Origin of the sequence: Mesorhizobium sp., from assembly GCF_024509055.1 — a bacterium.
Taxonomy (GTDB): domain Bacteria; phylum Pseudomonadota; class Alphaproteobacteria; order Rhizobiales; family Rhizobiaceae; genus Mesorhizobium.
Map to the genome: position 1 here is coordinate 1 of NZ_JANINM010000028.1, position 6,951 is coordinate 6,951.

Annotated in this window: 5 protein-coding genes; 2 read left to right on the top strand and 3 right to left on the bottom strand. The window is 62.7% G+C overall.

Annotation, left to right across the window (positions count from 1 at the left end; all coding sequences use genetic code 11):
* Positions 1-3,122 (bottom strand): glutamate synthase large subunit (gene gltB, locus Q0L57_RS02070; protein ID WP_296737327.1); only part of this gene is annotated, 3,122 nt, incomplete at its 3' end.
* 490 nt (positions 3,123-3,612) lie between these two features.
* Here gltB and Q0L57_RS02075 point away from each other — a divergent pair.
* Positions 3,613-4,662, top strand: coding sequence for a low specificity L-threonine aldolase (locus Q0L57_RS02075; RefSeq protein ID WP_296737329.1), 1,050 nt, complete (start codon positions 3,613-3,615; stop codon positions 4,660-4,662).
* 25 nt (positions 4,663-4,687) lie between these two features.
* Complete coding sequence (locus Q0L57_RS02080; RefSeq protein WP_296737331.1) at positions 4,688-5,581, top strand: MBL fold metallo-hydrolase; 894 nt, start codon at positions 4,688-4,690, stop codon at positions 5,579-5,581.
* 12 nt (positions 5,582-5,593) lie between these two features.
* Here Q0L57_RS02080 and Q0L57_RS02085 read toward each other — a convergent pair whose 3' ends face one another.
* Positions 5,594-6,346 (bottom strand): sulfite exporter TauE/SafE family protein, encoded by a 753-nt coding sequence (locus tag Q0L57_RS02085; protein WP_296737333.1) that lies wholly within the window; start codon positions 6,344-6,346, stop codon positions 5,594-5,596.
* 136 nt (positions 6,347-6,482) lie between these two features.
* Positions 6,483-6,950 carry an Hsp20 family protein gene (locus tag Q0L57_RS02090; protein ID WP_296737334.1) on the bottom strand — a complete coding sequence of 156 codons (468 nt, stop codon included), beginning with the start codon at positions 6,948-6,950 and terminating at the stop codon, positions 6,483-6,485.
* Between the last annotated feature and the right edge of the window lies 1 nt (position 6,951).

Sequence of the window (6,951 nt, forward strand, 5' to 3'; positions counted from 1 at the left end):
GAATAGATGTCGTGATGCGGCGGCGGCGAGATCAGGCCGACGCCGGGCGTCGAGTGCCTGACCTTGGCGATGGTCGCGTCGACCTTGTGTCCAGGCAACTGGCCACCCTCGCCGGGCTTGGCGCCCTGCGCGATCTTGATCTGCATGACATCGGAATTGACGAGATATTCGGCCGTCACGCCGAACCGGCCCGAGGCGACCTGCTTGATCGCCGAGCGTTCGGGGTTCTTGCCGCCGCCGGGCAGCGGCAGATAGCGGTCGGCCTCTTCGCCGCCCTCGCCGGTGTTCGACTTGCCGCCGATGGCGTTCATGGCGCGCGCCAGCGTGGTGTGCGCCTCCCGCGAGATCGAGCCGAACGACATCGCCCCGGTCGAGAAGCGCTTGACGATCTCGGCCGCCGGCATGACGTCCTCGAGTGCAACCTTCTTGCGGCCGGTCTCGTCGGCGAGCTTGATCTTGAACAGGCCGCGGATGGTCTGCGCCCGCGCGGTCGCGCTGTCGATTTGCGCCGAATAGTCCTTGAACGTATCCCACGAGCCTTGGCGCACCGCGTGCTGCAGGCTGGCGACGGCGTCGGGCGACCACATATGCGCCTCGCCGCGCATGCGGTACATGTACTCGCCGCCGACCTCAAGGTTGTTGCGCAGCACCGGGTCGTTGCCGAACGCGTCGGTATGGCGGCCGAGCGTCTCGGTCGCGATCTCGTCCAGCTCGACGCCTTCGATCAGCGTCGCGGTGCCGGTGAAGTACTTCTGCACGAAATCCGACTTCAGCCCGATGGCGTCGAAGATCTGCGCGCCGCAATAGGACTGGTAGGTCGAGATGCCCATCTTGGACATCACCTTGAGGATGCCCTTGCCGATCGACTTGATGTAGCGCGAGACCACTTCGTACTCGTCGACCTCTTCCGGCAGCTCGCCCTGCTTGTGCATGTCGAGCAGCGTATCGAAAGCGAGGTACGGATTGATCGCCTCGGCGCCATAGCCGGCGAGGCAGCAGAAATGATGCACCTCGCGCGGCTCGCCGGATTCAACGACCAGACCGACAGCGGTGCGCAGGCCCTTGCGGATCAGGTGATGGTGCACCGCCGCCGTTGCCAGCAGCGCAGGTATCGCGATGCGGTCCGGCCCGACCTGGCGGTCTGACAGGATGATGATGTTATAGCCGCCGGCAACCGCTGCTTCCGCCCGCTCGCAGAGCCGGTCGATGGCGCCCTGCATGCCGGCGGCGCCCTCGTTCGAGGCGTAGGTGATGTCGATCGTCTTGGTGTCGAAACGATCCTCGGTGTGGCCGATGGAGCGGATCTTTTCCAGATCGCCATTGGTGAGGATCGGCTGGCGCACTTCGAGCCGCTTGCGACGCGAGGTTCCGACGAGGTCGAAGATGTTCGGCCGCGGCCCGATGAAGGACACAAGGCTCATCACCAACTCCTCGCGGATCGGGTCGATCGGCGGGTTGGTGACCTGGGCGAAGTTCTGCTTGAAGTAGGTGTAGAGCAGCTTCGACTTGTCCGACATAGCCGAGATCGGCGTGTCGGTGCCCATCGATCCGACGGCTTCCTGCCCGGTGGTCGCCATTGGCGCCATCAAAAGCTTGGTGTCTTCCTGCGTGTAGCCGAAGGCCTGCTGGCGGTCGAGCAGGCTGACATCCTTGCGCAGCGCGCGCGGCTCGACCGGCTTCAGGTCTTCGAGGATGAGCTGCGTGTTGGCGAGCCAGGTCTTGTAGGGATGCTTGGTCGCGATCTCCGACTTGATCTCCTCGTCGGAAACGATGCGGCCCTTGGCGAGGTCGATGAGCAGCATGCGGCCGGGCTGCAGCCGCCACTTCTGGACGATCTTCTCCTCCGGCACCGGCAGCACGCCGGCTTCGGAGGCCATGATGACCCGGTCGTCATCGGTGACGATGTAGCGCGCCGGGCGCAGGCCGTTGCGGTCGAGCGTCGCGCCGATCTGGCGGCCGTCGGTAAACACGACCGCCGCCGGTCCGTCCCACGGCTCCATCAGCGCCGCATGATATTCGTAGAAAGCCTTGCGGTCGGCATCCATGAGCTTGTTGCCGGCCCAAGCTTCCGGGATCAGCATCATCATGGCGTGGCTGAGCGTGTAGCCGCCCTGGAACAGGAACTCGAGCGCGTTGTCGAAGCAGGCCGTGTCCGACTGGCCTTCATAGGAGATCGGCCACAGCTTCGAGATGTTGTTGCCGAACAGTTCCGAATCGACCGACGCCTGCCGCGCCGCCATCCAGTTGTTGTTGCCGCGCACCGTGTTGATCTCGCCGTTGTGCGCGACCATGCGGTAGGGATGCGCCAGCTTCCACGACGGGAAGGTGTTGGTCGAGAAGCGCTGGTGGACGAGGATCAGCGCGGTCTCGAACCGTGGGTCGGAAAGGTCCTTGTAATAGGCGCCGACCTGGTAGGCCAGGAACATGCCCTTGTAGACGATGGTGCGCGCCGACAGCGACACGCAATAGGCGCCGATGTCCTTGTTGTCGTTCTCGGCATAGATGCGCCCGGAGATCACCTTGCGCAGCAGATAGAGCCGTGCCTCGTATTCCTCGTCGTCCGGGATCTCGGCCGTGCGGCCGATGAAGACCTGGCGATGGAACGGCTCGGACGCCACGATGTCCGGCGCCTTCGAGAGCGATGAATTGTCGACCGGCACGTCGCGGAAGCCGAGCAGCGGCAGTCCTTCGGACTGCGCCGACTCGGCGATGATGTCCTCGATATGGGCGCGCAGGGCTGCGTCCTGCGGCATGAACCAGTGGCCGACGCCGTACTGGCCGGACGGCGGCAGTTCGACGCCTTGCTTGGTCATTTCCTCGCGGAAGAACCGATCCGGGATTTGCACCAGCACGCCGGCGCCGTCGCCAACCAGCGGGTCGGCGCCGACCGCGCCGCGATGCGTCAGGTTTTCGAGCACGGAAAGCCCGTCTTCGACGATCTTGTGCGACTTCACGCCCTTCATGTTGACGATGAAGCCGACGCCGCAGGCGTCATGCTCATTGCGCGGATCGTAGAGGCCCTGGGCGGTCAAACCGTTGGTCGTACGGGTCGAACGTTTAACGGCTGCCGCTTTCGTCTGCGCGGCCTGGCCGTTGATCGCAGATGGCGTCAGTTCCGTCATCGTCCTGTCCTCCGTTCCGCCCTTGTCGCTGCTTTGCCTAGGGCGCTGGTTTGCCTTGGGAAGCACGATGCTTCCCCTCATCCTTGCTGCACGTCTCGCGAAATTCTTGCAGAACCCTACGGCCATACGCCCGGTTCGCATCCGGTATCGTACAGGCCAGAGCCGTGTCGTCTACCCGTCGCTCGCGGCAAAAGCCGGAATGGCATCGATGATACGCCAGTCCAGCCTGTTTTGTGCGACAAAATAAGACAGCACTACTGTCCTAAATTTTTATGGCAGAAATCAGGGACCCACACAAGACCGATTCACAAAAAACTTGGCCGCGCCGCGACACAAAATTTCGTGAGCCAATCGCCAAACGCAAACTTCAGTCTCTGCTATCATGCCTGCCGGCTGGCTTCACCGCTTTGCAAGCGATTGGCCCTTGCGCTTCGGGAGCCAAAGCGATCAAGTCGCGCCGATTTTTGCCAATCAGACAATGGATCTTTCGATGTTCTTTGCATCCGACAACTGGGCGGGCGTTCACCCCGACATCTCCGCCAATCTGTCCCGGCACGCGGCAGGTGTCGCAACCGCTTATGGCGATGGTGACCTGGATCGCGCCGTCTACAGGCGCTTCAGCGAAGTCTTCGAAAGGGAAGTGCAGGTGTTCTTCGTGGCGACCGGAACGGCGGCGAACGCGCTTTCGATGGCTGCGTTGAACCGCATCGGCGGCATCGCCATGTGCCACTCCGAAGCGCATATGAATGTCGATGAATTCGGCGCGGTAGGGTTCTACACCGGCGGCGCGCGCATGGCGCCTGTCCCTGGGCCTTTGGGGCGGATGAACCCTCACGCGCTGGACAACGCCATAAAGCGCTATTCGCAGGACCTCGCTCCCGCCGGCCAGCCGATGGCGGTGACCGTCACCCAGGCGACCGAGGTCGGCACCGTCTACACCGTCGACGACATCAAGGCGATCGCAGAGGTCAGCCGTCGCCATAAATTGCCGCTGCATATGGACGGCGCGCGCTTCGCAAACGCGATTGCGGCTACGGGTGTCAGCCCGGCCGAGATGACCTGGAAGAGCGGCGTCGACCTCATCTCCTTCGGCGGCACCAAGAACGGCTGCTGGATGGCCGACGCGGTTGTGATCTTCAACCCTGAAGTCGGCAAGGATCTGCGCCTGCTGCGCCAGCGTGCCGGGCAGACCTTCTCCAAGGCGCGCTTCATCTCGGCCCAGTTCGAAGCCTATCTCACTGATGACCTGTGGCTGAGGATGGCGCACCACGCCAACGCCATGGCCGCTCATCTGGCCGAGACGATCGAGGATGCAGCTAGTGGCAAGCTCGCATGGTTGCCGCAGGCCAACGAGGTGTTTGCGATTCTCAACCGCGAAACGGCCGAAAAGCTGCAGGCGGCCGGCGCCAAATTCTATGAATGGGGCGTGCCGCAAGGCTTTGACGGCCACCTCGGCGACAACGAGGCGATCTATCGCTTCGTTGCCAGCTTCGCCACCACGACGGAAGAGATCGACCGTCTCGGTCAGTTGCTCGGTTGAGTCTCCGCCAGCTGAGAGCCACCAGATGACCAGACCGGCTCTCGGCTCAACGATGCGGCTGCTTCATCCGGCGCCGAACATCCTCGGCTTCTACGATGGCCGCATCGACGGTGTCCGCATCTGGTCGGATGAGCCGAATTGGCTCGACGATGGCGCTTACACCCTTGGCATCTGCACCTATGCGATCGTCGATGGATCGCAGGCGCTTGTCTATGACACGCATGTATCCCTGCCCCATGCCCGCTTTATCCGCAGAACGCTCGAGGAGATGGGCGTAACCTCGATACGTGTCGTGCTCAGCCACTGGCATGACGATCATATCGCCGGCAACGAGGTCTTCGAGGATTGCGAGATCATCGCCAATCGCCTCACGGCCTCGGCGCTTGAACGGGGCCGGGCCGACATCGAAGGCGGCAATCCGCCGATCAGGCCGCTTGTGCTGCCGAACAAGACATTCGAGAACAGCCTCAGCCTCAGGATCGGAGCGATCCCAGTCGAACTTCGCCAGGTCGAGATCCACAGCCATGACGGCACCGTGCTGCTGATGCCCGACAGGGGTCTGCTGTTGGCTGGCGACACGCTGGAGGACACCATTACCTATGTCTCCGAGCCGGACCGCCTGAACGAACATCTGATCGATCTCGAGCGCATGGCCGGTTGGCAGTTCGAGCGCATCCTGCCCAACCACGGTTCCTTGGAAATGATCGAAGCGGGTGGCTATGACAGAAGCCTCATCACCGCGACGCAGGCCTATGTCCGAAAGCTGCTCGCCTGCCGGCAGGATCCTGGCTTGGTCGGACAGGATCTGAAAACATTCGGCGCCGATATGTTTGCCACGACGGCCGTTGACTACTTCGCCCCATATGAAGCCGTGCATCGACAGAACGTCGAGGCCGTTATCGCGGCAGATGCTTCATAAGCTGCTTTGCAACTAGGCCAGGAATGGCCGCAGCAACAATTCGACGCCGAGCAGGATCAAAAAAATCAGGAACCAGCGGCGGAAGGTCGCCGGACTGATTTTCTGGCGCAGCACCTGCCCCAGCCACATGCCGAGCAGCGCCGGCAGCACGGCGAGCGAGGACATTGCCAGATGTCCAATCTCGAACGCGCCGTGCGAGGCAAGCCCCAGAGCCAGCGCAATGGTTGAGACCGTGAAGGAAAGGCCGAGCGCCTGGATGAGGTCATCGCGGCTCAAACCGAGCGCCTGGATGTAGGGAACTGCGGGAACCACAAAAACTCCCGTTCCGCCCGTCACAAGGCCGGTGAGGAAACCGATGACAGGGGAGGACCAATTCTCCGCCTTGGCCGGAACCTTGGGCTGTCGCGCCAGCAATGTATAGGCGGCGTAAAGAATGAGCGCCGCGCCGAGACCGGCGGTCGTCCACTTGACATTGTCGCTGGCAAGCAGCCGCGAGCCGGCGACGGTGCCGACCATTATGCCGGCCATCATGAGCCACAGCCGGCGCAGGATCGCGCCGAAGCTCGGGCCGGAAAACAGCTGCCATATGTTGGTGACGAAGGACGGGACGATCAGCAGCGAAGCTGCCGTGACGGGCGGCATCACGGCGCCCAGCAATCCCATCGCCAGCGTCGGCAGGCCCATCCCGGTGACGCCCTTGACGATCCCGGCCAGCAGGAAGGTGATCGCGATGGTGGCCGCCAGGGTCGCGGAAAAATCTGACATCGCCCTTCATGCAAGGGCAAGACGCGCTTCGAAAGGGCCAGAAAGGTCAGCCGCCGATGGCACAATAAAAAAGCGGCGCCTCTCGGCGCCGCTTTCGTCTCGGGAGGAGACGTATCTTGCGAATGAAGCCCGCGGATTACGCGGCCGCCTTGGCCTCGATCTGCTTGGCCTTGTCCGAAGAAGCGGTGATCGCGATTTTACGCGGCTTCAGTTCCTCGGGAATGTTGCGCTTCAGGTCGACGAAGAGCAGGCCGTTCTTCAGCGTGGCGCCCTCGACTTCGACATGGTCGGCGAGCTGGAAACGGCGCTCGAAGGAACGCGAGGCAATGCCGCGATAAAGCAGCTCGGAACCCTCGCCATTGTTCTCTTCCTTGCGCTCGCCCTTGACGGTCAGCACATTGCGGTGGGCTTCGATCGAAATCTCGTCTTCCGAGAAGCCGGCAACGGCCATCGAGATGCGATAGGCGTTCTCGCCGGTGCGCTCGATGTTGTAGGGCGGGTAGGTCTGCGCGCTCTCGGGCTGGCCGAGCGAGTCGAGCATGGTGAACAGCCGGTCGAAGCCGACGGTCGAACGATAAAGCGGGGAAAAATCAACGTGACGCATA

What these genes read in the sequence shown, in the direction of transcription:
- Q0L57_RS02075 (WP_296737329.1), top strand. Translation starts at nt 3,613, where the DNA reads ATGTTCTTTGCATCCGACAACTGGGCGGGCGTTCACCCCGACATCTCC.
- Q0L57_RS02080 (WP_296737331.1), top strand. Translation starts at nt 4,688, where the DNA reads ATGACCAGACCGGCTCTCGGCTCAACGATGCGGCTGCTTCATCCGGCG.
- Q0L57_RS02085 (WP_296737333.1), bottom strand. Translation starts at nt 6,346, where the DNA reads ATGTCAGATTTTTCCGCGACCCTGGCGGCCACCATCGCGATCACCTTC.
- Q0L57_RS02090 (WP_296737334.1), bottom strand. Translation starts at nt 6,950, where the DNA reads ATGCGTCACGTTGATTTTTCCCCGCTTTATCGTTCGACCGTCGGCTTC.